Origin of the sequence: Leisingera sp. XS_AS12, assembly GCF_041224635.1 — a bacterium.
Classification (GTDB): Bacteria; Pseudomonadota; Alphaproteobacteria; order Rhodobacterales; family Rhodobacteraceae; genus Leisingera.
On record NZ_JBGFGM010000047.1, the window covers coordinates 12113 to 38199 of the forward strand.

Below are 26087 nucleotides of genomic sequence, written 5' to 3' on the forward strand. Positions count from 1 at the left end.
GGGAGATGACCACCATGACCAAGACACTTCCCCTCTGGGCCGCGCTCCTCTTCGGTGTGATCTGCGGCGCCGTCATCGGCACCATCGTCGCGGCCTTCTATCTGACCCTGGCCCTGAAAACCGGGTTTGGCAGCTTCGATATGCTGGCGCTCTGGAAGGCGAGCGCCGGCACCCGCGCGGCGCACCCAGAAGCCTTCAAGGTGGGGTTTGGCGCCGTCGGCTTTGGGGCCATCGGCCTCGGCGCGCTCGCGCTGGCCTGGACCTGGAAAAAAGAGCGGGACGATTATGGCTCGGCCCACTGGCAGGCCAAGGCGGAGCTGAAGAAGAACGACATGCTGCAGGCCCCCGGCAAGGGCTTCGTCTGTGGCAAGCTGGGCGCGCCGAGTTCCAAGGCCGAGTTCATCTCTTCGACCACCATCCCGCATGTGATGATGGTGGCGCCGACCCGTGCCGGTAAGGGTGTGGGTTTCGTGATCCCGAACCTTCTGAGCTTCGCGGGCTCGGTCGTGGTGCTCGACGTGAAGGGTGAGAACTTCGAGAAGACCGCCCGGCTGCGGGCGCTCAACGGCGACGAGGTCTATCGCTTCAGCCCCTTCGACTGGGCCAACGCCACGCATCGCTACAACCCGCTTGCGCGGATTGCGAAGGCCCCGACATTCGCGCAGCGCTTCACCGAGGTCTCGATCCTCGCCGACCTCTTCCTCGACAAGGACAACAAGACGCTCGACACCTTCTCCGAGGCCGGCAAGTCGATCTTCGTCGCGGCCTGCCTGTTGGCGATCCAGCGTGGCACGCCGAACCTTGGCGAGGTCAACAAGATCGTCGCCGGGGGCGAATACAAGAATGCCCAGTACAAGACCTATGCCGACGAGGCCGAAGAAGACATCCTACGCGAGCTCTGGACCAATGCGGCCTCTGCCTCGTCGCGGCTGCTAACCTCGAACATCCAGGCACTGATGACCGCCGGTCTCAAGCAATGGGACAACCCGGCGGTGCGCTCGGCCACCGAGGCGAGTGACTTCGATTTCTCGACCTTCCGGAAAACCCCGCAGTCGCTCTACATCGCCGTCTCCGAGGATCACATCGCCACCCTCGCTCCGCTCCTGCGCCTGATGTTCGCCGACCTAATTGCCTCGATCCGACTGAACGAGCCCGGTCCGGATGAGCCCTGGCCGGTCATGATGATGATCGACGAATTCCAGCAGATGGGGGCCATGCCCTATCTCGAACGCGCGATCCATTCGCTGGCAAGCTATGGAGGTCGTGTCGCGATGATTGCGCAGTCGCTGGCCTCGCTCGGCCGAATCTATGGCCCCGAAGGCCGCGAAAGTCTCGAGAACGGGGCAGGGCTCAAGCTCTACATCACACCCCGCGACCAGCGCACGGTGAAGGAGGTCTCCGCCGCGGTCGGCAGCACCACCCGCGAGGCCGTGACCCGCATGTATGGCCGCAATAAGGGCTTTCTGGGCGCGACGTCGACCTCGGCGCGGCTGGAAGAGCGACCGCTGCTTTCGGAGACCGAAGCGCGCCTCATGGACCCCGACGAGGTCATCATCCTCGCCTCGCCCCAGCACCCGATCAAGGCGAGCCGCATCAAGTATTACGACGATCCCTTCTTCAAGGACATGTTGGCCCGCCAGGAAGGTAAGCCGTTCCCCTATCCGCCGAGCGTGCAGGGCGTGGGGCCTTGGGGAGGCGATGCTGGTGATGAGGCCGGCGCAGACGAGCAGACGAAACCAGCCGAGCGCGCGCCTGTCCGGGATCGCTCGCAGCGTCGCGAAGCGCGGGCGATGAGCGTGAGGACGATGGAGCCCGGGCGCGGGCAGCCCGAGCCTGAGACGCTCGAGCGGGAAGCGGCTGTGCCGCAGGAATGGGAGGCAGTGTTGGATGCGCGGGGGGATTTCATCGAGGAGTTATTGGGTGGGTGATGACGTGACGGTCCGTCTAACCTACAGTGGTTCCGGGAAAATCGTTTTGGTCTGGAAGGTAGTTTGTTTTGAGAGTTGAGGCCGCGGAAAATCCAAAGCACGATCCGATCGAAGGTGTCTCTTTGGACGAAGCTCGCTTGGTTCTTCGGTCCTCGGCGCCTGGTGGTGGAATTGGTCTGGAAGAAGTCATTCGCACGTTTGACTGCGACGCGCTTCGTGCTGATGAGATTCTACGGGCGTTGGCCGTGGCTGGCTACATTGAACCCTCGGATGTCCGAGGACAGCTCCTATTCTGGACACTTACGCCAAATGGCAATCGGCTGGCCTTGGAAAAGAAGCGAAAACGTATCGATCCTGAAAAGGTCAATGCTACAGTCCTAGAGCTGATAAACCGTGCGAAGATCATCAATTCGGACCCTGATCGTCTGCAACGTATCACCTTGAAGCTATTTGGCAGCGCCTTGCAGGAGCGGGACGACTACGGTGATGTTGATGTTTCCATCACCTATCACCGACGCCAGTTGCCAGTGGAAGAACGTGAGCGAATAGAAGCTGCGTTGCGGACACGCCAAAGCGACCACGATCGCCAGACGGTAATGGGACAGGTGATGGGGGCTGAGCAGCAGGACACTCGCGAGATCCGGGCCGCGCTGAAGAAAGGTTTGCCGCACCTTTCGCTAATGCGCGATGATCCTATGGAGCTTGGGACTCCGTTCCGTTGGCTGGTTGATCACGATATCAACGCGGACGCACCGCGCAGCGTCGCTGAGACCATCTTCAGGCCCAACACGCCATCCCTCTTCGAGCAGACCACACGGGAGCTTCCGCAGGTTAGCCTGATGAAGGCGCGCTATCGGGAGATATCCCCGACGACGAAGGTCTCCGTGGAAGGCCTCCACATCGGCATGGAGGATGCCCCTCGGCTCGAAGAGGCGTTGTGGTCTCCTCGGGTGACATACGAAGGAGACCTAGTGCCGAACGATGCGAGAGACGATCCATGTGTTCGATTCGCGGGGTTTCAGCACCTTTGCCCAATCTGGAAGGAGCAGATTGGCGGTGTACTGATGCTGAAACGAGCCCTGGAGTGGTGCGATCAGAACAAGGTTTGGCTGCGTGATCTCGTACCGATGGTCTCGATTTCACGAGGGAATAGGTGCAACGTTATCCGTCTCGGGGTGGTCGGCCAACTGATCTATTTCGAGGTCGGGCCTACTGTTCAAAAGGGTAGTTTGATGCCGATTAACCGAACCCGCGTTTCCAAAATCGACCTGGCTGGTGCCTATGCTGTGGCTCGCGCACTATCCAAGATGTACTTTGAGGCGCGATGCGCGAAGTTGCCAGCCTGTTCCGCGACAATATTCCTTCCCTCGGTTGAACTGGAAAGGCTGCCAGATTTTCCGAGTCTGGCCAGAAGTGGTAATTTCAAGGAGGGCGGATTTGCCGGGCTTGTGAGGGCGGAGCTGAGATAGGTGGCACGCTATAGATTGCGAAACAAACACCGCATTCCCATTTTTCAGTAATGACCATCATCTCTCAATCCAAATGAAAAGCAGCGCTCTCTACCATCTATGGAAACGTCAGGTGTTCTTGAGAAGTCGGCATCAAGATTTCGATCGACTTCTTGCCACGAGGCGCTTTTCGTCTGGGATATACCTGATCGGCTGCGCGGGTGAGATCGTCTATGTCGGGCAATCCTGGGACTTGGTCAGGCGCTCGATCGAAAGCTTGGGCAACCATTACCACAGGGTAGCGGACACGAAACTGCCGTGGTCGATTGCTTTTGCACCTTGCTCTCCGGACGAGATGGACGAATTAGAAAGCACGGCGATCCGTACCTACGCACCCCGCTTCAACACATCCCTCCCGAGCATCGCCAAGAGCTTGTCCCGAATGCCGCAGGTGGTCGGCAGCGCCGCAGTATTCCAAGATCAAAAGAGCGACTGCGGGGCATTTGACCCCGAGAACCTGCGACGCCAAATCGACGTCGCTGCGCAAAATTCCGAGCCGCCATGGGCGGTCAAAAAGACCCGTCGGAAGACAGAACGCAAGTCGCCAAGGCAACCGGAAATCGCACTTGAGCCGGTCGTGTGGGCCGAGGAGGAAGCGGCTGAGTTGGTGCAGGCCTATGGCGTTTCGCTGAGCCAACCGTTGCGATTTAAGATCAACCTCTGTGAGGATGGATCGGTGATTACCAAGGATGGGGAAATCATTGGCACCTGGACGATGGATGAAAACGCCCATCCCTCCTTCCTTCCTGACGGCGCGACCGAGCCCCTCATTTTTGATGTCTTCGTCGGGTTGCTGTGTCAGCGTGTTGCCGAGTGGTATGAAGCTGAAACGGGTGACAAGATTGGGTAGTTTTGCCAAGCTCCTCTATGACACGGGGAACAATCCAAATCGACCTTCGTCCTCCATGCCTGAAAAATGTTCGACGCGGTCGCCCAACTCGACATCCGATGGGGGGTCTGTGTTCTCGACAACAATCACTTGCCGATCAGACTTCAGTTGCAGGAGATATCGATAGAAGTTTCCGTTCAGATTGGTGGCACTCAGGTCATCGTCGGCGCTTTCTGGTTCTTTGTACGACAATAACGGCGAGTCGAGGATGACAAACCCAGGGTGCGGTTTGTCTTGTGACGCGCAGAATTCAAGAAGTGAGATCGAAAAAGCAGCTTGAGTGATCGCTCGGAGTCCCTTTCCGTATGATGTGCGGGCCTTCCCTGAGATCACCAGGTCTTTGACCTGCAAATCGAAATGCACGCGGTCGCTTCCCGGAAAGGCCCAGCTTTTCAAAGTTTTTTCGACCAACTCGGAGAAAGGCGCCACCATGGTGTCGGTAAGGCGAGATACTGAAGTGGTGGTCTCTCCCGATGAACTACCCACCTGTTCTAATTGTGATTTGCGTGCCAGTAGATCCTGCATCGTGTCGAACAGCCCCAAGGCTTCTCGGACATTCGCACCTTTGTCTGCAAGTTCCTTGTAGGAAGCTCGTTGTTTTCGGAGATCAGGGGCAATTACTTGCTGCAGTTCAGTTTCCCGTTCTCGAAGTCTTGCCTCAATACCCGGCAAAGCGCCTTCAAGCCGACGTTGTTCCTTTTCTAAAGAGGCGATCGTCTCTTCCAACTCCCCGGCCCGGCGGTCGATTTTCTTGATTTCAGATGTTGCTGCAGAAGTCACGCGAGACACATCACCTGCACAAACGTCGGTCTTGTGATATTTGGCGGACGAACCACAAACTGGGCAAACATTGGCATCGATCGTTGCGATAATGCTGCCCGCCTCCTGAATGCTCAAAAGGCGTTCCATATCCGACCGGTAATGTTCTCTCAGAAGTTGGAAGCGCACTAGAAGCGTTGCGACTTCGGCGTGGCGATTTCGGTTGTCTTCGCGGCGTTTCATTAAACTGCGGCGGTCAGTGGATATGCGCTTGTAATATTCCTCAGTAACGGAAAGCTGGTTCGAGCGCTCTTCCATGGCTGCAGAAAGGCGGTCTTCCTGCGCTTCCAGGTCGTCCTTGTTGCCGGAGAGATCCTTAATACGCCGTTCCGTGCCGCCTATTAGCTGATCTAGTAGCTCAAGCTGCGCTTCTCGCTTCTGCTCTTCCGGAGATTTCTGAGAGATTGCTGTCAAAGCGGAATCGTCGAGCCCAGTTAGCAACAATCTGAACACAGACGTGTTTGCTGTGTCGGCGGTATAATTGCCATCCGAAAGCGGCGACCTCTTCTGGATGATCTCTTCCTCGTTGACGATGCACAGGCGAGCGAGATTCCTGAAGCTCAGGTTCTGAGTTTCATCTTTTTGGTTTTTCTTTATTTTCCTGTCGGACAGTCCGATTTTATCCAGCAGAAACGCCGACAGATTCTCAGTGTCTTTTGCGCTGTGAACATCACCCAATGCTCGGCCCGGCCCATCGGGCAGGGTATCGGAAAACAGACCATCAAAGACCTCGAATGCCCCTCCAGACATGCTTCGGGCAATGGTGAAGTTCTCATCACCAGATGAAACCGCCAAAAGAATGCGGTCATACCCATTGGATTCTTTGAAGTCGGTTAGTGGACCCTTCGCACCAAGCATGAAGTCGATGGTTTCAACGATGAAGGATTTCCCGGTATCCGATGCACCATAGATAACATTCAAGCCTGCGTTGAATGTGACAATGGCCGGTACTTTATCGGGGCCATGGAAAGCAAGGCTTTCGATTTGAATCCCTCGATAGGTCATTCGGAACCTGTGAATTCGTCTTGGAATTCGGCGACCCAGTCATCCAAGAGCTCAGACATCAACGTGTCGAATTGAGTTTCATTGTACTCTTCGAAGTACTGGGCGACCCATTTGGCACGATCGAGCAAGCGCTGCGCGTACGATGTGGTCAGTGCTTCAACAAAGAAGGAGGAATACTCCCCCGCACGGTAGTAGATCCCTTGGTCGGTAATTGAACGCTCAACAAGTTCGCGAGACATGAGTAGATCCAGTGCCGCGTAAACCGCCTTTCTCCTAACCTGTGTCACCGGTGTGGTGATCGGCGTCGATGGATGCAGGTCTTCGGGACCATCCAGCAAACTTGTTCTGACGACCAAGTAGTCGAGAGCAGTGAGCCGCTGAATGTCGAGCTCCCGCGGAAAACTTGCGTGCAGGGCCATAACCGCCCGTAACCCGGTCTCAAGCGCGCCGTTGAATGGTGATCGGTTCAGGCTGTCTACTTTTTCCATGTCAGCCTTCCATCGTTGGCGAGTTGATGGCAAACGCCTCTTCTGTCCGCCGGCCGAGCGGCTCTATTAAGGGGATGCGCATCAAGAGCCAAGGTCTGAGCCATGTCCGTCACTGCGACAACTCTCGCGTAGCCGTCCGGATGCGACTTGTCATGCGTGTCAGCGACGCCATCGTGGATTTCATCCTGCAGCGACTCGAATGTGCCGGGTTCGGTTTTGTCGCGAACGAATACACGCAGGGATTCAGCGTGAAAAAACGCTTCACGAGAGCGTTTGAGATGGTCGTTGAGAGGCTTCCACTTTGTGATCTCGGACAAGGATATCTGCGCTTCGCCGGCATGGTCCGCATAGGCCTCGAGCAACCGGTCTACGTAGTTCCTTTCGTGGGCTTCGACTTCCTCGGGAGGCATTTCCGACTTCGGCCGAGGCGGAAGTCCACCACCAAACCGCCTTTGGTGATATCGAGTCTTGCCATGCTGCTCGATCACTTTTCGTGCTGCAGGAGCCTTGAAGACACGGAAATCGAAGTTGTTCACGTATTTCGAGAAGTCGCCGACAAGTTCGATAACCTGCTTGTCAGTCACCCTTTTGGAAATGGATTTTTCCCACCCTTCGATGACTTTTTCCTTTAGCTTGGATGCATTGCCCAAAAGCAGATCGAGAGTGGGTGTTGTGCCTTTTGGGGCGATGAAGAAGCAGGCCTTTGGTGCTTTGTAGTCGCCGCAGAACGAGTACCAGAGAATCTTCCCGATCTCTGGCGCGATGTCTGCGAAGCCAAGTGGTCGTGCATAGTGCTTGCACTGATAGTTGTCCCAGTCACCCAAGAAGCAGTCGGCATCCATGAAGCCCGCCACGTCGATCCCTTTGTCGCCGGAACCGGTCGGGCGAACCACGTCTGCATAGATCTCCTTCAGTGAATGAACCCACTCATCGACGAATGTTTCCCACTCATCGGAGTCGTAGGTGAAGATCAGCCTTAAAGGATCGATCTTTGGGCCGTCCTCAAAGCCTGCGGCGGAGAGGGTCGTATCGTGGGGAAGTTCCTTAATTGCGCATTCGAACTCGATCATGGAGACCAATTATCAGATTTCTCTACCTAAAAGTGTTGTCACAATATCAAGTGTTCCTCGGTGATCAATCTGCAATTTGTAGTGCGATGGACCTAACTTGCTAAAGAGTGATCAGGGCGGCGTTTGTCTCCGCCCGGCAGATAGAACTCCGTAATCCCCCGCTTCCCCTCGGCCCGCCCGAGCTGGACGATCACATCGATGGATTTCCGGATATATTCCCGCACTTCAGCGAAGGTCAGCGGTGTGCCGGCCTGCAGCACCATGATCGCCAGCCGGTCGATGGCGAGTTCCGCGGTTTCGGCGTGGATCGTGGAGACCGACCCACCATGGCCAGTGTTGATGGCCTCGAGATAGGTCAGGGCCTCGGCCCCGCGCAACTCACCGACGATGATCCGGTCGGGGCGCATGCGGAGGGAGGCCTGAAGGAGGGCATTGGCGCTGCGTTGCGAACCGGTTCCGCGGTCGGCCAGGAGGGCGACGGTGTTCGGTTGGGCGGGGAATAGCTCGAAGGCGTCCTCGATGGTGATCAGGCGTTCGTGCTCAGTGATATGGGTCAGAAGATGGCGGGCGAAAGTGGTCTTGCCGGTCGAGGTGCCGCCGCTGATCAGGACGTTGAGCCGCGCCTCGACGAGGGTCTGCAGCGCGACCTCGAGGTTTTCTTCTGCGAGACTGGCGATGTTTTTCATCTTCTCGGCGCGGAGCGCATCGAGCGAGACGGCCTTGCCGAAGAGATAGGCCGGGGCGTAGTCCCGGACGCTGCCCGAGGCGAAAAGTCGGATGGTGATCGAGGCACCGCGGTCGATGGCGGGCGGCACGGCGACCTGGACCCGGAGGGGGCGGCCCGCATATTCCACCTTGCCGGACACGAGCGGGTTCTTTTCAGAGACGCGGGCCTTGGCGTCGCCGACGATGGTCTGGGCCATGTTGAGGGCGGTGGTGCGATCCACGGTCTGGCCTTCGTGGCGCATCGTGGCGTCGCCCGCGACCTCGAGCCAGACCTTGCCGTCCGGGTTGACCGCGATCTCGACCACGTCGTCGCGCCGCAGAAGGTCGCGGAACGGATCGAGATATCGCTCGAGATAGGAGGCTGGGCTTTCTGTCCGGGTCAATAAATCACCACATCCCGATCCACGAGCACGGTGACCGAGGCCCCCTGATCGACATAGATCGTCGGCGCGATCGAGACCTGATCGGCGATGACCGACCCGACCGCGTCCTGCAGGTCGCTGCCGACATCTCCCAGGACAATGCTGGTGGTTTCATTGTTGGCACTCTCGGCCGCGACCGCAGGCGCCGCCCCGATCACGGAAATCAGAGCCGCCCCGCCAAAGCGCTCGGCGAACTTGGTATCGACGAGGCCGGTGAGGCCCGACCGGCCGAGCTGGTCCCCGCCGACGGCGGCGATTTCCATCGAGGTGCCGTCCGGGGTCAGGACGCGGGTCCAGAGGATCAGGATGCGCTTCTGGTGCATCTCGATGCCGGAGCGGTATTGGCCAAAAAGGCGGGAACCCCGGGGGATCAGAACCCGGTCCCCGGAGAACGCCGGAACCGGCTCGGAGACGACCGCGACAACGGAGCCCGGCAGATCGCTGTTGATGGCGGTCTGAAGCGCGGCCTGGATGACGGACCCTTGGGTCAGCGTGCGCTCGGGATGGGTGAGACGAGTGGCCTCCTGCACCTCGAGCGGTCGCGCGCTCTGCAGGAACGCCTCATTGCCTGAGAGCACCGGCCCCCCGGCACCAGCAGCGGCGGTAGGTTCGGCCACTGCCGCGCCACTCGCGCTGCCGCGCGGCCCGTCGGCATATACCACGGCGGGAGATTTGATCTGCGCGGTCAGAAGCTCCTCTGCAACCCGCTCGGCCTCGCGCTGACGCTGTTCCTCTTCCTGCCTGCGGCGTTCCTCGAGCAGGCGCTGGTCAGCGATCAGCCCTTCGCGGTCGAGCTCGGCCTCGAGCCCTTCCCGCTGCGCCCTCTCGGCATCGAGCATGGCTTGCAACCCGGCGATACGGGACTCGGTCTGGCGTTGCAGGTTGGCAAGCTCGGCCTCCTTTGCTGCCAGCATGGATTCGAGTGCGGCCTTCTGTTCGTCGAAGGCCTCGCGCAGGTCAGCAACGGCGGATTGGATTTCCGAGTTGCGGGCGGCCTGGCTGGCGGCCAGTGCCTCGCGCAGCTTGGCGATCTCGGCCAGCACCTCGGCGCTTGCCTCCGGGGCAGGGGCCGCGGGCACGTCGAGCGCCTCCTCGACAGCGATCAGCGCGTCATTGATCCGTTGTTCGGCCTCATCTGGCGGAAACTCCAACCGCCCGCCCGTGCCGGGGCGGCGGTCCTGAAAGGTCTCGACATCGGAGGTCTCCAGCGCGCTGTCACCTTCCTGCAACCCGGTTGCGAGGAAATACGCGACCCCGGCGCCGCCGAGCGCGAGGGCGGCGGCGAGCGCGCCGACCCCGAGGCTGTTGCCCCGGCGTTTGGATTTGCCGCGCTGGCTAAATTGATCGAGGCGGTCCTGCAGGTCGGGAGGGGTTTGATCGGCCATGGTCAGTTGCTCACGTAGATCGCGCTCTCGTCGCGCCAGGCGCAGATCGCCTCATCGCCGATGCGCAGCGTCCAGTAGGTGTTCACCCCGAGCACGCGGACGGTGTTGCCTGCCTGCGTCCAGTTCACAGTGCGCTCACGGCCTTGGTCATCGGCCTTGAAGAAGGCAGGCTGGCGACCGTTCTCCGGGAAGACGAAATACGTATAGCGCCCGTCGTCGTAGATATGGCTGGGGCGGAAGTCGCCTTCGCCTGAGACGCGGTAGTTGTAATTGCGCGGGGCCTCAAATCCCTTGGGCTGGGTGGAACCCGCCGCGCGGCGCTCCTCGTCGGGGTAGCGGAAGCGCACTTCGAAGAACATGCCGGTGCGGTTCGGGATCGAGCCTTCGCGCAGATGGAACGAATAGGTGCGTCGGTTGGTGATCACCGTCATGTTGGTCGAGGCATTGGCCACATGCGGTTTGATGGTCAGCACGTTGCCCAGCTCGGGGATCGGATCGACCTGGAAGCTTTCGGTGTCGCCAACAATCACTGCTTCAAACCGCTCGCCCGCCCCGAAATGAATCGTGGTCGAATGCCGCAGATCGGTCTCGATCCGGTAGACCTGGTTCTCATTATAGACGGCGGTGCGGATGCGGATATCGAGCGGGCCGCCTTGCGGCGTGGCCTCGGCAAGGGCGGCAACAGGAAGGGCAAGCGCCAGGAGGAGCGCGGGCAGGGATTTCATACTGGTCAGTTCTCCAGGGTCTCGGCATCGACGCGGTAGGAGGTCACCACGAAGCCCAAGGGGTTGGCCCAGACGTCCTGAAGGCGCTGGCGGGTTTCGGGTTGGAAGTCGTAGCCGACGGTGGCGACATAGGACCGGGTGACAGTGCGGGTGTCGCGGGGACGGCGCAGCGTGCGGGTGAAGCGCACCTGCGCCACGCCGCGCTCGATCTGATTCACGGATTTGATCACCACCTCGATCTTGGCGTCACGCCCATAGACGGTAATCGGGTAGTCTTCGTTGGTGGAGGACCAGAGATCGCGCAGCGTGCGGGCGGCGTCGCCGTCCGAACGATCGAGCACCGAGTTGATGCGTTGCTCGCCGTCGGTCAGGTCATAGGTCTCGCGGTCATCGACATAGGCCACGAGATTGGCCTGGATGATGGCATCGCTCTCGGAAAGCGTCAGGGCCTGAACGGCGGCGACCCGGTCCATCTCGCCGGTTTCTTTGTCGACCACGACCACGAAGGTCTCTGTCGTCTTGAGCGGAAAGAGGCTTGCGCCCGCGACCATGCCGGCGACGCCGACCAGCACGCCTGCGGCCGCGACGAACCAGGCGAAGCGCTCGCGCCGTCTTGGCCCGTAGATGAAATCCGCCTCGAACGCGTCGCGGTCGTGGTTTGCGGAACTGGTTACAGTCTTCGTCAAAGTCGTCGTCTTTCACATCAGGGTTTGCGGAAGGCCTTGGCGGCGGAGAGAAGCGCGCCGGGGCTTTGCCGGATCATCTCGCCGGTTTTCACCACACCCGCATTGGCCATCTGGTTCAGCTCATGGGGCGATTTGCCGGTGACGAGGCGCGAGGTTGCGCCGGTGCCGTATTCCCGCGTGTTCACGAAGCCCTGGCGCGCGAGGCCGGTCAGACCCACGGCATTCGAGGCAATGCCCACGACGCCGGTGAGGTTGGAGGCGATGTAGGGGACTGAGGCCATGATCCCGGCGCTGAGGATCAGGATCACGAGGAAGGGCAGGATGAGGCTGACGGTCTCGACATCGCCCGGATCGGCGGAGGCATCGCCTATGGCCTCGGCGATGGCGACGATGATGCCTGCGGCGCCTGCGGCAGCGACCGGCATAAGCGCATAGCCGATGGTGGCGCGGGTCCAGGCCTCGAAGAGGGATTGGGTCGGCTTGAAGAGCGAGGTCACGATCATGAAGGGGGCGATCACGATCATCAGCGCGAAGACGATGCGGGCGAAGGCGATGATCCCGGCGGTGACAGCGGCAAAGACAGCGGAGAGGACGAAGAAGATCGCGCCCAGGACCGCGCCAAAAACCCATCCCGCGCGGTCGCCGATCGTATCGCCATAGGCGGTGATGCGAGCGACCATATTGTCGAGGCTCTCGTAAACCCCGGCCTCGTCGCCCGAGCCGGTGAGCGCGAGGATCGAGGCGCCTATGGAGTCGGGGACGTCCGTCACAATACCATAGATGACACTGAAATTGTCCCAGCTCTGTGCGAATATGCCCACGAGCGCGATCTTGATCCCGAAGGCAAAGCCGGTGCCGAATGGCAAGGGGCGGAGTTGCATCACCGCGTTGATCCCGAGAAGGACGACAAGGAGGGTGGCCCCTGCCGAGATGACGTTGCCGACCGAGGCTGCGGAAGAGACAAAGCCGTCCTGCGCCACGGTGTTCACCGCGGCGTCGACCTGTCCCAGAATGTCGCGAATGACCCCCATTTACTCTGCGCAGACCTCCGCAACGTGCGCCTCGAGCGCATCGGCCTTGGCGTAGAGATCCAGCACCTTGAACGGCAGGCGCGGGTTGTCCGAAGTCTGGAACCGGGGCAGGGCGTCAAGTGCCTGATCCCAGGTAAATTGGTCCAGCAGGCAGGTGCAGGTTTCCGAGGCGAGCGCTTCTTCGGCGATCAGGATGCGCAGGATTGCGCGGTAGCCGTTGCGGAGATAGGCGGTCTCGGCCAGATCGGCAGGCGGTTTCAGGACACGGCATGCGTCGGCCTCGTCCGTCGCGATGGCCATCGAGTTGAAGGGCGTGTCGCCGGAAGGTTTCGTGCTCGGGGTCTGGGCCAGCGCGGCACTGGGCAGGGCGGCCACGACAAGTGCGGCGAGACCAAGAGACCGAATTGGCGCCAAGTTGTGGGTCATGAACTTCCTCATGGATCCACCGCCATCGAGCGGAACTTGCGCTCATCCGCGAGGGTCGCGGCATCGACGACGCCAAGCTGGCCGGCGCTGACGCCTTGCGCCGCTTCCAGCCGCCAGATCTGGGTCAGGATGATGCCAAGCTCGGCGGTGACGCGGGTGTTGAGATCGACGGCCGCCTTCAGCCCGTCTTGATCGTCGATGAGCCCGACCATGGTTTCGAGCCGTTCGAGGCTCTGTCCGGCTTCCTCGTGGCTTTCCTGCGCGGCGACCGACAGCATGGCGCTGGCCCCGGCCGAGGTGGCGATGCGGTTGTCGGCGGGCTCATCGGAGCCCGAGAGCGTGCTCAGACGTTCCGACGTGAAGCCGCTGCCCGAAAGCACCCGCTCGACCGAGGCCGAAAGCTCGGCGCCGGGATTGAAGCCGCTCAAAAAATCGCCGCTCGCCAAGGATTGCGCTGTATTGAGGGGCGCGACCAACTTGCCGCGCAGCGCGCGGAATTCTTCGACCGTGGCAAAGAGTTCGCCGAGCCCGCTGCCCTCGATGAGCGAGGTCAGTTGCGCCTCGAGGTTCGTCAATTGCGACAGCTGGGTCTCAAGCTCCAGCCGCATGGTGGCGAGTTGCTGCATCTGGACGTTCAGGTCCTCCGCCATGTGCTCGAGTTGCGCGACAAGCTGGCCAAGCTGCGAACCATCAAAAGTCGGAACGCCTTGAGCCGAGGCCGGTTCAGAGAGCCCGAGCGCGACGACCGCGCTAGTCACCAGAAAAAATCGTCTCATTCGGGAACTCCCATCTGCATGAAGTCGCGCTCGGCCAGCCGATCGGCGACGAGGTGCTGCGCGTAGGCCGCCTCGCGCTGCTGGTTGGCGGCCATCAGCCGGACGCGGAGGTTGAGGATGCGGCCAATCTCGGCCTTGGCGTAAGTGTTGAGCTCCCAGGCCGCCTTGGCATTGGGCTGAGCATCGATCTGGAGGATGATCGCGCGCAGACGATTGATGACCTGTTCGGTCGTGGCCGAGCTGTCGGCGGCGTAATAGACACCCGCCTCGGAGATGCTGGCATATTCGGCGAGCGCAAAGTCCGAGGGTGAGAGCGTGCCAAGCGCATCGGCGCCGCCCACAACGGCGAGGTATTCGTTGTAAAACTTCGAGATGTTGCGCACGTAGCCTTGGGTCTCGGCAAAGGGCGGCACGCCGCCATATTCGATGACCCGGCCTGGGCCAGCGTTATAGGCCGCAAGCGCGTGCGGGATATTGCCGAAGCGGTTCAGTTGCGTGGTGATGTAACGCGCGCCGCCGCGGAGGTTGTCTTTCACGTCATAGCGGTCGACGCCGAGATCGGAGGCGGTGCCGGGCATGAGCTGAGTCAGGCCATAGGCGCCGACCGGGCTTTCGGCGGCGACGTTGAAGCGGCTCTCCTGCTTGATCAGGGCCTGGAAGAGGCAGCGCCACTGGGTGGCCGAGAGACCGGCGCGGGCCACACCGGGGGCGCCTGCGAACTCGCCCGCGACCTCGACGATCATCATCTCGACGGTCTCACGGCCTTCGCCGAAGAGACGGCTGTTCATGGGGCTTGGATCGGTGTTCGGGTAGACCGCCGCCACCCCGAAATCCGCATTGCCCTCAAGCGCGCGGATATCGAAGCCCGGACCGGTGATGGCCGCCGTCATTTCCTCGAGGACGCGGAGCTGGTCGGCCTGGACATCCGCCAGCGTGGTCTCGGTGCGGTCCTTGTCCTGCTGGACGCCCAGATCCTCGGCCAGCGCCGTCACCCGCGCGATGGCGCGACCGATCGCGGAATTGTCCTGCGTCGGCACGCCCTGGGCTAGCGCGGGCAGGGCGCCAAGGCTGAGGCAGAGCCCGGCGGATATGATTGCGGCACGGCTCATTCCGGACGGGGCAGGGGCTCGAAGGCGCAGTTGGGCTTGGTTGCTTGCTGAACCGGTGCGCCCATGGTCGAGAAGGAGAAGGCCGACCGCGTCACCTGCGGCTCGCCATTGCGTCCGAAGCAGGGCGAGGTTTTCTCGGTGTATTTCTCGCAAGCGGCGAGAAGGCCCGCGGCGGCGCAAAGCGCGAGGAGGGGTTTCAAATTCATATCACATGTCTCCAGAAATCGGGATTGGCGCGCCAATCGGCAGGCACACGGGCCTCGCCGGTGGCGCCGCCGCCAAGGATGGGGAGGAGGTCACCGAGCGCCGAGAGATCGGCATCGACGAAGACGCTGTCCCCCGCCGAGCGGACAAGCGCGATGCGCTGGCCGATGGTCGGCTGGATGAGAAGGGCCGCCTCCTTGGCGTTCACCCGCAGGAAGTCGTAATCGGAGACCGTGGCGCGATCGTTCGGGAAGAGGATCTGGGTCGGCACCGTCTCGACGATGGTCTTGCCGACGCGGCTGTCCCGCAACTGGCTCGGATACTGCGTCATCATGATCACGACGCAGTTCATCTTGCGAAGCGTCACCAGCCAGTTTTCCAGCCGCGCCCCGAAGTAGGGATCGTCGAGAAGCTTCCAGGCCTCGTCGAGCACGATGATGGTGGGGCGGCGATCCTCGACCACGCGTTCGATCTGACGGAAGATATAGGAGAGCACCGCCATCCGCTCGGTGGTCATGTCGAGGATTTCGGTCATGTCGAAGCCGATGATGTCGGAGGCCAGTTCAAGCCCGGCACCCTGTTCCGGCTCATCGAAGACCCAGCCGTAGCGGCCGCCCGGGGCCCATTCGGCGACGCGGGACTGTAGCTCGCCATCGTCATCGAGCGACTGAAACAGGGTCTCGAAACTCGCGAAGCGCCGGAGCGAGCCCTCGGCATGAGCATTTTGCGCGACAGCGCTCTGGATGTGTCGTGACTGCTCGCCCGTGAGGGTTCCATTGCGTGCGAGAAGCGTCGCGAGCCAGTCCGAGAGCCAGGCGCGGCCACGTTCGTCGATTTCGGTATCGAGGGGGTTCAAGCCCGAAGGCACCCCGGCGCGGATTTCGTTGTAGCGGCCACCAAGGGCGCGGACAGCCATCTCGAGGCCACGATCCTTGTCGAAGAAGAAAAGCCGCGCGCAGACCCGTTGCGCCTGAGCCGCTAGGAAGGCGGTGGTCAGCGTCTTGCCGGTGCCGGTGCGCCCCAGAACGAGCGTATGGCCGACGGTGGGTTCTTTGCCCGGGCTTCCCGCCTCGTGGAAGTTGAAGCGATAGCCTGAGGTGCCGACCGTGGGCAGGACCGAGATGGTCTGGCCCCAGGGGGATTGGTCGGGCCCACGCCCTTCGACGCTGCCATGCAGGGCCGCGAAATCCGCGAAGTTGATCGAGGAGATCGGTGTCTTGCGGGCCCGGTAGCCGAAATTGCCGGGGGACTGCGCGAAGTAGGCGGCTTTCAATGCCATATTCTCGCGCACGATCACCGACATGATCTCCTGGCCCACGCGCTTGATCTGGGCGGCGGCCCGTTCGAGCGTGTCGCGGTCTGGTGCATAGACGGCGATCGAGAGGTGATGGTCGCCAAAGGCGATGCGGCCAGCTTCCTGATCGTCGGCGGCTTGCCCGAGTTGCTCGCGCAGGGAAACGGCGGCATCGTCGGAGGCATGCATCTGGCGGATGATCCGCTGGATGCGTTCGGCCATGATGTTGTTCGGGATCGGGCTGAAGGAGTTCGTCAGCACGATGTCGAGCGGCAGGTCGAGCGCGTCGAGCAGCGTCACATCGGTTAATGCCGGGTAGGTCTTCATCGAAAAGAGCGCGCCGTATTTGACCCGCCCAGTCACGGCGTCGGTCAGGGTGACGACGTCGCCATCGAAGGTCGCGCGGCAATTGCTCAAGGTATGTGAGAGGGGCAAGGCGCTTTGCCCGAAGGCGATCGGGGAGAAGCTGCCGGCGTTCAGCGTGTTGAGATAGCCCAGCCATTCGCCTCCCTTGCGGGTCAGCCGCACGGGATTGGCCGAGGCAAGTGCCACCTCGAAGAAGCCCATGACCTCGTTCAGCTCCTGCAGGCGCGTCGCGCGGTCCTTGACCCAGGCCTTACGGGCCAGCGCCCGCAGAAGCGGAATGCGCGCCGAGATATCAGGCCGCCGAATGACGCTGAGATAGAGTTGTCGCTTGGCCGGGCGCAGGTCTTTCACATGGTCCTGCCAGCGCGCGTCGATCGCGGCGGCGAAGCTGTCTCCCTCGATGGGGCGCATTCCGAGATCCTGCGGCACGGAGATCCGGTGGATGTAGAAGCCGAAGGCATTGCCGGTCTGAGCGACGATGGCGGCAACCGCGCGTTTGAGCGCGTCGAGCCGGGCATCCTCGGTGGTCATCGGGTTCAGCCCGTCGAGGCGCAGGGTCGCCAGGAGATCGCCCTCGCGCAGGACCATGACATCGTCATCGGCGAGGGCAAAATACGGCAGGTGTTCGGCGAGATAGCTCTCCCGCGCGAACGCCCCGCCGCCCGCTTGATGCAGGGCTGTTCCGTGAGTGGAAAGAGTGCCTGCATCAAGCGCCAAAGCTGTCACCTCCGTGAAGCTGGCGGTTCTTCGTTGGGCGCACCGAGCCGTAGGAAACGCGCAGCACTTCGAAGAAATGTGGCTCGCGGTCGGCGACGAACCAGAGGATCGGATAGGCGACGAGCCCGATCAGGAAGAAGATCATCGACTTCGTCCAGATGAACGGCAGAACGACCCCGGTCGCCAGCACCACGAGGTATCCGACGGGGAGGCCCAGATACTTGGGCGGACGGGCGAGGCCCAGAAAAAGGGGGGATCGTTCTGCCACTGCTTTACTCGGATCTCAGGAGAAGCCGTCAACGATGGTGCCGGCCGAGAAGATCAGCACGATCCCGATGATGACCGAGGCAAACCAGCCCCAGTTGAGCCGCCCCATCATGCACATGAAACCGGTGCCGATGACCGCGAGCGTGGCGACCGCGATCCCGATCGGACCGGTCAGGGCAGCCTCAACGGTTTCCAGCATGGTCTGGATCGGTGACAAGTCTTGCGCGAGGGCTGGCGTTGCGAAAGCCGCCAAGGTTGTGGCGACAGGCAAGAGGCGGCTGAGGCGATGTCGGAGCATGCGAAGTTTCCTTGTTTTACTGAAGATCGATGAGGACGGGCGCGCGGGCTGGAACACCGTCTGCGACGCGGATGTCCGGAGCGGAAACAGGCTTACCTGCCAGCCGGGACCGGATCCGATGGATGCGCGCGATATAGTCGCGGGTCTCGGTGAAAGGCGGGACGCCTGAATACTCGATCACGCGGTGCGGCCCGGCATTATAGGCTGCGAGCGCCAGGTCGATGTCCTTGAACGTGGCGAGCTGCGCGAGCAGATAGCGCGCCGCGCCATCGAGGTTCTGGGAGGGATCGCGCGGATCGACTCCGAGGCCGCGGGCCGTGTCTGGCATCAGCTGGCCGAGACCATAGGCGCCCTTGGGGCTGACGGCAGTTGGGTTGTAGCTGCTTTCGGCCTCGACCAGTGCTCGGAACAGGACCTGCCAGTCGTTGGCGCGCAGATTAACCTGGCGCAGGGCACGGTTCCCCTGATGGCGATCAGCAGTCGTCCGGATCAGGGAGAGGATGTCGTCGCGTCCGGACGGCGGCGTGGCGACCAGCGAGGCCAGAACCACTTCGGCCTCAGCGCTATCATCCAGCCCCGCCCAGGCAGGCCTCGCGCCGTGGAAAGTCCAGCCCGAGGTCCGGGCCGTGCCGTCGCGACCGAAGGCGATGACGTCAGCCGCGCTCCTCGAGGGTGATGCTGTAGTCAGGACCAAAGCGCAGATCGCGCCCGTCACCGAACTCGAGATGATGTTTGAAGAGCCCCGGCCATATGTTGAAATACCGCGGCTCAGGTCCGTGTGGGGTGATCCGGGTCGAGACCAGAATGGCTTCCGGCTCGCCCGCGCGCAGGTAGATGCACTGGTAGCGCGGCTTGCCATCGTCCGTGAACCCTACGAGTTCATACCGGCAGCGGAACGCGATGCCTTCTTCTTGAAGGTCTTTCACACCATCGATGGTGATCAGGATCTGGTTGCGCGCTATCGGCATGTTCGGACTCTCCCCACGAGAGCCCTTCTACTTCACGACACTAAGGCCATAAAGACATATAGAGTCAATACGACATATTGCAGAAAAAAACAAATTGCACGATAGTTGCCGCAACTTTTGCGGGAGAGTGACATGAAACGGCAGGCGATGGCGGCGATAATCGGGGTGTTTGGTGCTCTTGGGGTGCCGGTGAAGGCGCAGGCCTATGATATCGACTGCGCCATCATGCTCTGCATGGCGGGTGGTTTCCCACCGAGTGCCGTCTGCGCGCGGGCCTATCGCACGATGATTCGTCGGATCACACCCTGGCCGAGCCTGCCGCCTTTCGGGGTCTGCACCTTTGCCCATGTGCCGGTCGAGCTGGGTGGGCCCGGCGGAGAGGGCGAGCTCGATACAAACTTGCCGGAGTATGAATGGCTGAACCGCACTCATGTGATCTGGTTCACCGGGCGCTCCTACGAGCCGCGCGACGAACCGCGCCAGTGGGACTGGTCGATCCGCTCCTGCGATCGCGAAAACCGGACCTGCCGCTACATCCAGCGGGTCTACGGTTCCCACACGCCCTGGCCCGCGACATTCGTCTCCGAAAGCGGGCAGGAAATCGCCTACCCGACCAGCGGAGGCCTATGGCACTTCTATTCCCGCAGCATCATGGTCGAATACGGCGACTACGAGGGCAACATGGGCCACTCGGAGTGGTTCTCCTACTGATTCGGATCGCCCGATGCCTTCAGCGAAATGGGGCGAAGCTCGGCAAGGCAGGTATCATAGCCATCAGGATCGACATGCCAGCGGCGGCTCACCGAGCCATCATTCCAACGGTAATCGGTGAACAGGTGAATCTCCTGCGCACCGTCGTTCAGAAACCCTTCCTGGAAAGGCCAGCCTGTCTTTCTCTTCGCCATGTATCCGCGCCACTCGTACTGTTCTTGCCGTTCTGTCTTTCGTGTTGGGTGGCGGGATCAAAGCCTCAGGAAACGGACTTGCGCTTCGCGAAGAGTTCTTCGGGGTCGACATTGAGCGCCTTGGCGATGCGTTCGAGAAGGTCGAGGGAGGCCGCGAACTTGGCGTTCTCGACCTTGCCCATATGGCCGCGGCTCACGTCGGCCCGATGAGCAAGCTCCTCCTGGCTGAGGCCGCGGGCGCGTCTCAAGTCTTGGATGTTCAATGCTACACGGTCCCGCAAGTTCATGCCCGCGAAACGGACACGCTGCGCGAAATATCGCCACGCGATATATATTACATTCGGAGGCGCGGAGAAGAAATCTTGGAACGGCGCGAGATCGCCGGAATGGGATGCCTGCCGATACGCAGGTCACGGGATGATCCGTCTCGATAACATTCTGGGCCGTTCAATCGTTCTTTCGGAAAAGGGCGGCACCGGCAATTCCGGTGCCGCCAGTCGGTCGTCCACAGGGAGGTTCGAGAGGACGAATTCTACAGGGAAATTTGGGGTCGGCCAAAAGTCGCATAAGAGAACTTATGTTAGTTTTGTGGTTGTCGCGGCACCTCAGACAGCTTCGAGCGCGATTGCAATCCCCTGTCCCACGCCAATACACATGGTCGATAACGACTTTTCTCCAGGTTTGAGGTCCAGCATCGCTGAACCAGTGATGCGGGCACCTGACATGCCAAGCGGATGGCCGAGAGCAATAGCGCCGCCGTTCGGGTTCACGCGGGCGTCATCATCCGCGATCCCCAGGTGCCGTAGTGTGGCCAGACCCTGCGAAGCAAAGGCTTCGTTAAGTTCGATTACCGAGAAGTCTTCTTGTTTCAGTCCAAGTCGCGCCATCAGCTTTTCCGACGCCGGTGCCGGCCCGAAACCCATGATGCGCGGTGCGACGCCCGCGGTTGCGCCGCCCAAGACCCTTGCGATCGGTGTGAGGCCAAATTTTTTTGCGACGTCGCTGGTGGCAAGGATCAATGCTGCGGCACCATCGTTCACGCCCGAAGAATTCCCTGCGGTTACCGTGCCATCCGCTTTTACGAAAGTTTTCAGTTGGGCGAGCGCTTCCAAAGTCGTACTCGCGCGAGGGTGTTCATCCTGTACGACGATCTTTGGCTCCCCCTTTCGCTGAGGAATCTCTACCGGGACAATTTCACGGGCCAAACGACCGTTCGCCATAGCAACGCTCGCCTTTTGCTGGGAATGTAGGGCGAAAGCATCTTGGTCGGCGCGGTTGATGCCGAAGACTTCAGCCACGTTTTCGGCCGTTTCAGGCATACTGTCGACGCCGTATTGGCTCTTCATCAGTCTATTGACGAAGCGCCAGCCGATGGTGGTGTCTTCCACACTATTCTCGCGCGAGAATACTGTTGTAGCTTTTGGCATCACAAACGGAGCACGCGACATGCTTTCCACACCACCTGCGACAATGAGATCGGCCTCTCCTGATTTGATAGCGCGGGCGGCCGTGATTATCGCATCCATGCCCGACCCGCACAACCGATTCATTGTTGTCCCCGGTACACAATCCGGAAATCCAGCTAGTAGAAGCGACATGCGAGCAACATTACGGTTGTCCTCTCCCGCTTGGTTGGCGCAGCCAAAAATCACTTCGTCAATGGTCGCTAGATCTAGCCCCGGGTTTCGGCTGGCCAAGGCCCTGAGTGGGATTGCGCCAAGATCGTCGGCTCGCACAGAAGAAAGCGCGCCGCCATAGCGACCGATTGGTGTGCGGATGTAATCGCAGATATAGACGTTTGTCATTCTTTGAGTGCCTTTGTCAGGTCCGGGACGGCGTCGAAGAGGTCTGCGACGAGGCCGTAATCGGCGATTTGGAAGATGGGGGCCTCTTCGTCCTTGTTGATGGCGACGATGACCTTACTGTCCTTCATCCCCGCAAGGTGTTGAATTGCCCCGGAAATCCCGACCGCGATATACAGCTCGGGCGCCACGACCTTGCCGGTCTGGCCGACCTGCCAGTCGTTCGGTGCGAACCCAGAGTCCACAGCCGCGCGCGAGGCGCCGACGGCAGCACCCAGTTTGTCCGCAAGTGCTTCAATAATCGCGAAATTTTCCTCGGAACCGACGCCGCGCCCGCCCGAGACCACGACCTTGGCCGAGGTCAGTTCCGGACGATCCGACGCCGCGACCTTGTCCTCGACCCAGGCGCTCAGGCCCGCGTTGCCGGCTGCTGCGATGGCCTCGACGGCGGCCGAGCCACCCTGGCCAGCCGCGTCGAAGGCGGTGGTGCGGACGGTCAGTAACTTCTTGGAATCGTTGGACTTTACCGTCTGCATCGCGTTGCCCGCGTAGATCGGGCGCTCGAACGTGGACCCGTCCAGGATGGCCGTCACGTCCGACAGAACCATCACATCCAGCAGCGCCGCAACGCGCGGCAGGATGTTTTTCGCGCTTGCCGTGGAGGGAGCAACGATATGTTCATAATTGCCTGCCAGGCTGACCACCAGATCGGCGACCGGCTCGGCCAGGCCGTTGGCGTAGGCCGCGTCATCCGCGACCACAACCTTCGCCACGCCGTCGATCTGCGACGCGGCCTGACCCGCAGCAGCAGGGCCCGCAACCAGAACGGTCACATCGCCCAGCGATTTGGCAGCGGTCACCGCCTTGGCGGTGGCGTCCAGCGCCAGCGCGCCACCGGCGATTTCTGCAAGGAGAAGAACAGCCATTACACGATCCCCTTTTCTTTCAGTTTCGACACCAGCTCGTCGACCGAGCCGACCATCTCGCCTGCCGACCGTGCGGCGGGCTCGGCGGTTTTCACAATCTCCAGGCGCGGGGTGACATCGACGCCGTAATCGGCGGCGGTCTTCTCATCCAGCGGCTTCTTCTTGGCCTTCATGATGTTGGGCAGCGAGGCATAGCGCGGCTCGTTCAGGCGCAAATCGGCGGTGACGATCGCCGGCAGCTTGACCTTGATCGTCTGCAACCCGCCATCCACTTCGCGGGTCACGACGGCATGATCGCCTTCGATCCCGACCTCGGAGGCATAGGTCGCCTGGCCCCAGCCCAGCAGCGCCGCCAGCATCTGGCCGGTGGCGTTCATGTCATTGTCGATCGCCTGCTTGCCCGCGATCACCAGGCCCGGCGCCTCGGCGTCGATCACGGCCTTCAGGATCTTGGCCACCGCCAGCGGCTCGATGTCCTGGTGCACGTCATCGGCGGCCACAACCAGGATCGCCCGGTCCGCGCCCATCGCCAGCGCCGTGCGCAGCGTTTCCTGCGCCTGCTTCACGCCGATCGAGACGACGACAACCTCGTCCGCCTTGCCCGCTTCCTTCAGCCGGATCGCCTCTTCGACCGCAATCTCGTCGAACGGGTTCATCGACATCTTCACATTCGCGAGATCAACTCCGCTACCGTCCGCCTTAACGCGAACCTTCACGTTGTAATCAATTAGGTGTTTTATAGGTGCAATTATTTTCATTGGCGTTTATCGTCTTGGAAATTTGCAATGGCAGTAACGGCCCGGATTCCGAGCCGTTACTCGGGATGGGTCCCTGTCAATTCGCAGTATAACCGCCATCTACTACAATCTCTGCTCCGTGAACGAACGATGACTCATCCGATGCGAGGAACAGGACCGCATTCGAAACCTCTTCAGGTTTGCTTGGCCGCTTGAGCAGCGTGGCCCCCAGAATTGCCTGCCGGGTCTCTTCGTCGGCGTGTAGCAGATCTTTTGTCATGGGAGTATCGATGACACCGGGATGGATCGAATTCACGCGTATGCCACTTTCGGCCAGGTCGACTGCGCAGGATTTGGTCAACATCCGTACGGCGCCTTTGGATCCAATGTAGGCTCCCGCCGAAGCGGCACCAACAATCCCATAGATTGAAGAAATATTGATAATTGATGCTTTTTCGGTCTCTTTCATCAATGGAACCGCGGCTCGGATACCGAGATAAACACCGCGTACATTGACGTTGATCGTCATGTCAAATTCGTCAGGCGAGGTTTCGTGGAGCGGCTTCAGAATGAGAATGCCAGCGTTGTTCACTAGCACATCAAGTCGACCAGCACTTGATTGCACCGTGGAGATGACATTCTTCCAATCTTCTTCAAGCGTCACGTCATGCTGAATGAATTCCGCCTTCCCTCCGGCTCCAATGATACCTTTTACTACGCTTTCACCCGCTTCCGTATCACGGTCGGTTACAAATACATGCGCGCCTTCACGTGCCAGCGTTTCACAATGGGCTTTTCCCATGCCCATCGCTCCACCTGTTACCAGTGCGACTTTTCCGAATACCCTTCCCAAATCTCTCTCCCTAGTTTTCATGAACAAATTTAATTGGTTCCGCCGGGGATTCTTGATGCCCGGCGGAATTCTTTACACCTTCTCGGCAGTGCGGTTGCGGATCAGGGATGTATAACCTTCCTCCTTCACTGCATTAATGGCATTTCGGTAATTGCCAATCCCGGCCATGTAGAACATTACTGCATTCTTCTTTCCGGGGATATTTGCGCCGAAGATCCAGCTTTCAGCTTTGGGGAAGAGTGTCATGTCGGCGATTTCACGGCAGGTGCCAACCCAAGCGTCGCGCGCCTCCACGGTTGGCTCCACACTTTGAACCCCCTCTTTTTCCATTGCGCAAATCGTGTCAGCGATCCATTCAACTTGCGTCTCAATGCTGGGGGGCAGGTTAGTGAAGGGGCCATTAGGGCCAAGGATCATGAAGAAGTTAGGGAAGTCTACCTCCATCATGCCGAGGTAACCGAGTGGGCCTTCCTTCCAAGTGTCGCGCATGGTCACGCCTCCGCGTCCGCGGAGGTCCATTTTGACGTAATTGCCGTCGACCGCATCGAAACCAGTGGCAAAGATTACGATGTCAAGCTCATGCTCCTCGCCGCTTTCGAGACGAATGCCGTTCGGAGTGAACTCTGCGATCGGATCGGCCTTCACGTCGGCGAGGGTCACGTTGTCTCGGTTGTAGACCTCGTAATAGTTGTTTCCGCAAAGCGGGCGCTTGGCGTAAAGGTCCTTCGGCGTCAGTTTCTCTGCGACCTTGGGGTCCTTCACGATTTGCTTGATCTTGCCCTTGATGAAGTCAGCGGCCGCATCATTGGCCACTTGGCTGGTCGCAATATCGCAAAAGGTGCCAAACATGAAATAGAAACCACCGCCGCGCTGCCAGGCGGCTTCGAAGACCCGCTCCCGTTCCTCGGGCGAGGCGGTTTCGGCGGGTTCGGCGCTTTCTTCGAAGCCGAAGGCCACAACAGAATTCTTCACTTGATTCCAGATATTATCGTAGTTCGCCTTTTGCTCGGCGATGGTAGCATCGTCTTGCGGGGTGTTCCCAATCGGCACGACATATTGTGCAGAGCGCTGAAAAACAGTCAGGTGTTTTGCAATTGGTGCCGTTGCAGTGATAACCTGAACACCCGTCGAGCCGGTGCCGATAATGCCCACGCGTTTGTTGCTCAAGTCCACGCCGTCGGGCCAGGCACCTGTGTGTAAGATACGGCCTTTGAAATCATCGATGCCCTTGAATTTTGGAACATTCGTTGCGGACAAGAGACCGAGGCCAGTGACAAGGTATTTTGCGGTAACTGTCTCACCACTATCAGTGATCACGTTCCAGAGACCGGTTTTTTCATTATAGTGCGCGCCATCCACTTTGGTGTCGAACTTGTAGCTGCGTCGAAGATCGAGATGATCCGCTACCTCGTTCATGTATTCGAGGATCTCGGGCTGGGTCAGATACCGGGTTTTCCAGCGGCCTTTTCGAAGCAACTCTTTGTCAAAAGAATAGCGATAGACATAGCTTTCCGTGTCTGACAGCGCACCGGGATATCGGTTCCACCACCAGGTGCCGCCAACGTCACTGGCGCTGTCATAGCCCCGGACGTTCAGTCCCTGCTCGTTGCGAAGTTTGTGGACAGCGTAAAGCCCGCCGAAGCCCGCGCCAATGACGACTGCGTCAAAATCCGCTCCGACCGTTTTAGTATTCTCAGTCTGAATGTTCATATCACTCCTCCCAGAGTAAGACCGCTCCGCCCCGCAGATTGCGGGTG

At 60.4% G+C, this 26087-nt stretch carries 28 protein-coding genes; 4 read left to right on the forward strand and 24 right to left on the reverse strand.

Annotation, left to right across the window (positions count from 1 at the left end; translation table 11 throughout):
• Positions 1–14: 14 nt before the first annotated feature.
• The 3 genes from AB9K35_RS01560 (at position 15) to AB9K35_RS01570 (ending at position 4286) form a co-directional block, all read left to right on the forward strand.
• Positions 15–1928: a type IV secretory system conjugative DNA transfer family protein gene (locus AB9K35_RS01560; protein WP_369924147.1), complete on the forward strand. Its 1914-nt coding sequence runs from the start codon at positions 15–17 to the stop codon at positions 1926–1928.
• Between the two features lie 68 nt (positions 1929–1996).
• Entirely contained in the window at positions 1997–3397 is a 1401-nt protein-coding gene (locus tag AB9K35_RS01565) for a hypothetical protein (RefSeq protein ID WP_369924149.1), read from the forward strand.
• A gap of 112 nt (positions 3398–3509) precedes the next feature.
• Positions 3510–4286 (forward strand): GIY-YIG nuclease family protein, encoded by a 777-nt coding sequence (locus tag AB9K35_RS01570; protein ID WP_369924150.1) that lies wholly within the window; start codon positions 3510–3512, stop codon positions 4284–4286.
• Between the two features lie 15 nt (positions 4287–4301).
• Here AB9K35_RS01570 and AB9K35_RS01575 read toward each other — a convergent pair whose 3' ends face one another.
• The 17 genes from AB9K35_RS01575 to AB9K35_RS01655 form a co-directional block, all read right to left on the reverse strand.
• Positions 4302–6149 carry a hypothetical protein gene (locus AB9K35_RS01575; protein WP_369924151.1) on the reverse strand — a complete coding sequence of 616 codons (1848 nt, stop codon included), beginning with the start codon at positions 6147–6149 and terminating at the stop codon, positions 4302–4304.
• Positions 6146–6637 (reverse strand): ABC-three component system middle component 2, encoded by a 492-nt coding sequence (locus tag AB9K35_RS01580; protein WP_017467438.1) that lies wholly within the window; start codon positions 6635–6637, stop codon positions 6146–6148. Before AB9K35_RS01580 ends, AB9K35_RS01575 begins: the two co-directional genes overlap by 4 nt.
• Positions 6625–7707, reverse strand: a complete 1083-nt coding sequence (locus AB9K35_RS01585; RefSeq protein WP_369924152.1) for an ABC-three component system protein — start codon at positions 7705–7707, stop codon at positions 6625–6627. The genes AB9K35_RS01580 and AB9K35_RS01585 overlap by 13 nt, the downstream gene beginning before the upstream one ends.
• 92 nt (positions 7708–7799) lie before the next feature.
• Positions 7800–8816 (reverse strand): P-type DNA transfer ATPase VirB11, encoded by a 1017-nt coding sequence (gene virB11 / locus AB9K35_RS01590; RefSeq protein ID WP_369924153.1) that lies wholly within the window; start codon positions 8814–8816, stop codon positions 7800–7802.
• Positions 8813–10240 carry a TrbI/VirB10 family protein gene (locus AB9K35_RS01595; RefSeq protein ID WP_071974404.1) on the reverse strand — a complete coding sequence of 476 codons (1428 nt, stop codon included), beginning with the start codon at positions 10238–10240 and terminating at the stop codon, positions 8813–8815. The genes virB11 and AB9K35_RS01595 overlap by 4 nt, the downstream gene beginning before the upstream one ends.
• Positions 10241–10242: 2 nt before the next feature.
• A complete protein-coding gene (locus AB9K35_RS01600; RefSeq protein ID WP_071974403.1) occupies positions 10243–10965 on the reverse strand; it encodes a TrbG/VirB9 family P-type conjugative transfer protein in 723 nt (240 codons plus the stop codon).
• A gap of 5 nt (positions 10966–10970) precedes the next feature.
• Positions 10971–11651: a virB8 family protein gene (locus AB9K35_RS01605; RefSeq protein ID WP_100161460.1), complete on the reverse strand. Its 681-nt coding sequence runs from the start codon at positions 11649–11651 to the stop codon at positions 10971–10973.
• A 17-nt stretch (positions 11652–11668) separates the two neighbouring features.
• Positions 11669–12682: a type IV secretion system protein gene (locus AB9K35_RS01610; protein ID WP_100161461.1), complete on the reverse strand. Its 1014-nt coding sequence runs from the start codon at positions 12680–12682 to the stop codon at positions 11669–11671.
• Positions 12683–13108, reverse strand: a complete 426-nt coding sequence (locus AB9K35_RS01615; RefSeq protein ID WP_369924154.1) for a hypothetical protein — start codon at positions 13106–13108, stop codon at positions 12683–12685. It abuts the gene before it with no gap.
• Positions 13109–13116: 8 nt separating this feature from the next.
• On the reverse strand, positions 13117–13884 hold the full coding sequence (locus AB9K35_RS01620; protein ID WP_369924155.1) for a type IV secretion system protein: 768 nt from the start codon (positions 13882–13884) through the stop codon (positions 13117–13119).
• A complete protein-coding gene (locus AB9K35_RS01625; protein ID WP_369924156.1) occupies positions 13881–14993 on the reverse strand; it encodes a lytic transglycosylase domain-containing protein in 1113 nt (370 codons plus the stop codon). Before AB9K35_RS01625 ends, AB9K35_RS01620 begins: the two co-directional genes overlap by 4 nt.
• Positions 14990–15199: a hypothetical protein gene (locus AB9K35_RS01630; protein ID WP_369924157.1), complete on the reverse strand. Its 210-nt coding sequence runs from the start codon at positions 15197–15199 to the stop codon at positions 14990–14992. The genes AB9K35_RS01625 and AB9K35_RS01630 overlap by 4 nt, the downstream gene beginning before the upstream one ends.
• Positions 15196–17574 (reverse strand): type IV secretion system protein B4, encoded by a 2379-nt coding sequence (locus AB9K35_RS01635; RefSeq protein WP_369924158.1) that lies wholly within the window; start codon positions 17572–17574, stop codon positions 15196–15198. Before AB9K35_RS01635 ends, AB9K35_RS01630 begins: the two co-directional genes overlap by 4 nt.
• On the reverse strand, positions 17564–17842 hold the full coding sequence (locus AB9K35_RS01640; protein ID WP_040181315.1) for a type IV secretion system protein VirB3: 279 nt from the start codon (positions 17840–17842) through the stop codon (positions 17564–17566). The genes AB9K35_RS01635 and AB9K35_RS01640 overlap by 11 nt, the downstream gene beginning before the upstream one ends.
• A 15-nt stretch (positions 17843–17857) precedes the next feature.
• Complete coding sequence (locus tag AB9K35_RS01645) at positions 17858–18139, reverse strand: TrbC/VirB2 family protein (protein WP_040181317.1); 282 nt, start codon at positions 18137–18139, stop codon at positions 17858–17860.
• Between the two features lie 16 nt (positions 18140–18155).
• Positions 18156–18833: a lytic transglycosylase domain-containing protein gene (locus AB9K35_RS01650; RefSeq protein ID WP_369924159.1), complete on the reverse strand. Its 678-nt coding sequence runs from the start codon at positions 18831–18833 to the stop codon at positions 18156–18158.
• Positions 18793–19107: a hypothetical protein gene (locus AB9K35_RS01655; protein WP_040181319.1), complete on the reverse strand. Its 315-nt coding sequence runs from the start codon at positions 19105–19107 to the stop codon at positions 18793–18795. The genes AB9K35_RS01650 and AB9K35_RS01655 overlap by 41 nt, the downstream gene beginning before the upstream one ends.
• Before the next feature lie 132 nt (positions 19108–19239).
• On the opposite strand from AB9K35_RS01655, the gene AB9K35_RS01660 reads away from it, so the two are divergent.
• Complete coding sequence (locus AB9K35_RS01660) at positions 19240–19818, forward strand: hypothetical protein (RefSeq protein WP_040181322.1); 579 nt, start codon at positions 19240–19242, stop codon at positions 19816–19818.
• On the opposite strand, the gene AB9K35_RS01665 is transcribed toward AB9K35_RS01660, so the two are convergent.
• From AB9K35_RS01665 to AB9K35_RS01695, 7 genes are all read right to left on the reverse strand, one after another.
• Positions 19812–20012 carry a hypothetical protein gene (locus AB9K35_RS01665; RefSeq protein WP_037210192.1) on the reverse strand — a complete coding sequence of 67 codons (201 nt, stop codon included), beginning with the start codon at positions 20010–20012 and terminating at the stop codon, positions 19812–19814. The genes AB9K35_RS01660 and AB9K35_RS01665 overlap by 7 nt on opposite strands.
• Positions 20013–20077: 65 nt before the next feature.
• On the reverse strand, positions 20078–20275 hold the full coding sequence (locus tag AB9K35_RS01670; RefSeq protein ID WP_236628223.1) for a helix-turn-helix transcriptional regulator: 198 nt from the start codon (positions 20273–20275) through the stop codon (positions 20078–20080).
• Between the two features lie 342 nt (positions 20276–20617).
• Complete coding sequence (gene pcaF, locus AB9K35_RS01675) at positions 20618–21817, reverse strand: 3-oxoadipyl-CoA thiolase (RefSeq protein ID WP_369924160.1); 1200 nt, start codon at positions 21815–21817, stop codon at positions 20618–20620.
• On the reverse strand, positions 21814–22740 hold the full coding sequence (locus AB9K35_RS01680; protein ID WP_009827022.1) for an FAD-binding protein: 927 nt from the start codon (positions 22738–22740) through the stop codon (positions 21814–21816). The genes pcaF and AB9K35_RS01680 overlap by 4 nt, the downstream gene beginning before the upstream one ends.
• Positions 22740–23498, reverse strand: coding sequence for an electron transfer flavoprotein subunit beta/FixA family protein (locus tag AB9K35_RS01685; RefSeq protein WP_369924161.1), 759 nt, complete (start codon positions 23496–23498; stop codon positions 22740–22742). The genes AB9K35_RS01680 and AB9K35_RS01685 overlap by 1 nt, the downstream gene beginning before the upstream one ends.
• 76 nt (positions 23499–23574) lie before the next feature.
• Complete coding sequence (locus AB9K35_RS01690; protein WP_369924162.1) at positions 23575–24351, reverse strand: SDR family NAD(P)-dependent oxidoreductase; 777 nt, start codon at positions 24349–24351, stop codon at positions 23575–23577.
• Between the two features lie 51 nt (positions 24352–24402).
• Entirely contained in the window at positions 24403–26040 is a 1638-nt protein-coding gene (locus tag AB9K35_RS01695) for a flavin-containing monooxygenase (protein ID WP_369924163.1), read from the reverse strand.
• Positions 26041–26087: the final 47 nt, after the last annotated feature.